Source organism: Saccharothrix sp. ST-888, from assembly GCF_000955975.1.
Lineage (GTDB): Bacteria > Actinomycetota > Actinomycetes > Streptomycetales > Streptomycetaceae > Kitasatospora.
Genome location: NZ_JYJF01000256.1, coordinates 1 through 1816 on the forward strand (window position 1 = coordinate 1; position 1816 = coordinate 1816).

Below are 1816 nucleotides of genomic sequence, written 5' to 3' on the forward strand. Positions count from 1 at the left end.
TCCAGCAGCGCCGGGTGCAGACCGAACAGACCCGCCTCCGACCGGCCGGCCTCCGGCAGCGCCACCTCGGCGAACACCTCATCACCCAGCCGCCACGCCGCGCGGACACCCTGGAACACCGGACCGTAACCGAACCCGGCCGCCGCGAAACCCTCATACAACCCGTCGACCGGCACAGCCTCCGCACCCACCGGCGGCCACTCCACCAGATCGAACGACTCCGCAGCACCGCCCTCCGCCAGCAGACCCGTCGCATGACGCGTCCACGGCTCCTCGACCGGCGCATCCTCCACCCGCGAGAAGACGGACACCGGACGACGGCCCGCCGAATCAGGCTCCCCCACCGAAACCTGGACCTGCATCCCGCCCTTGGCGGGGAGGACCAGCGGTGCCTCCAGCGTCAGCTCCTCCACCAGGCCGCAGCCGACCTGGTCGCCCGCTCGAACCGCCAGTTCCACAAAGGCGGTTCCCGGCAGCAGTACCACCTCACCCACGGCGTGGTCGGCCAGCCACGGGTGCGCGTCGAGCGACAGCCTCCCGGTGAACAGGACGCCATCCGCATCCGCCAGAGCAACGAAGGCGCCCAGCAACGGGTGCTCCGCCAGGTCCAGCCCGAGGTGAGCGGCTGCCGCCTCGCCCACCAGGATCGGCGGGGCCTCCAGCCAGTAGCGCTCGTACTGGAAGGCGTACGTCGGCAGGTCGACGCGCTGCGCGCCGGTACCCGCGAACACCGCCTGCCAGTCGAGCTTGTTACCCCGGACGTGCAGCTGCGCCAGAGCAGTCGTGAAGCTCTGAGCCTCGGCGCGGTCACGGCGCAGGACGGAGGCGAACACCGCCTCCTCCGTCACGCACTCCTGACCCATCGCCGAGAGCGTGCCGTCCGGACCCAACTCCAGGAACGTACGGACGCCTTCACCCTCCAGCACCTGGATCGCGTCGTGGAAGCGGACCGCCTCGCGGACGTGGCGCACCCAGTACTCGGGGGTGACCAGCTCATCGGTGACCTTGCCGGTGAGGGTGGAGACGACCGGGATCCGGGGCTCGCGGAAGCTCAGACCCTCCGCGACCGTGCGGAACTCCGCCAGCATCGGCTCCATCAACGGCGAGTGAAACGCGTGGCTGACCATGAGCCGCTTGGTCTTACGGCCATCAGCGGCCAGCTTCTCCGCAACCTCAAGCACCGCCAACTCGTCGCCGGAAATCACCACCGACGAAGGCCCGTTGACCGCCGCGACACCCACCTCGGCCGTCAGCAGCGGCACGACCTCCGCCTCGGACGCCTGCACCGCCACCATGGCTCCGCCAGCGGGCAACGCCTGCATCAGACGACCACGAGCCGCCACCAGCGCGGCAGCATCAGCGAGCGAGAGAACACCGGCGACGTGCGCGGCAGCCAGCTCACCGATCGAGTGACCCGCCAGGAAGTCCGGCCGCAGACCCCAGGATTCGGCGAGCCGGAACAGCGCCACCTCGATCGCGAACAGCGCAGGCTGCGTGTACTCGGTCCGGTCCAGCAGACCGTCCTCACCCGCGAACACCACCTCCCGCAGCGGACGCTCCAGGTGCCCGTCCAACTCCGCACACACCGCGTCGAAAGCCCCGGCGAACACCGGGAACGCCTCGTACAACTCGGCGCCCATCCCGACCCGCTGACTCCCCTGCCCCGTGAACAGGAACGCAGTCCGGCCGGCCGAACCCGCGACACCCGTCACCGACAGAGCCGAAGCCTCACCCCGCGCCAGCGCCTCCAGCCCGGCGCGCAACTCCGCACGATCCGAACCCACCACCACCGCACGGTGCTCGAACGAACCACGCG

General features: G+C 70.4%; 1 protein-coding gene. It reads right to left on the reverse strand.

Annotation, left to right across the window (positions count from 1 at the left end; genetic code table 11):
• Positions 1 to 1816 (reverse strand): acyltransferase domain-containing protein (locus UK12_RS32450; protein WP_045306797.1); only part of this gene is annotated, 1816 nt, incomplete at both ends.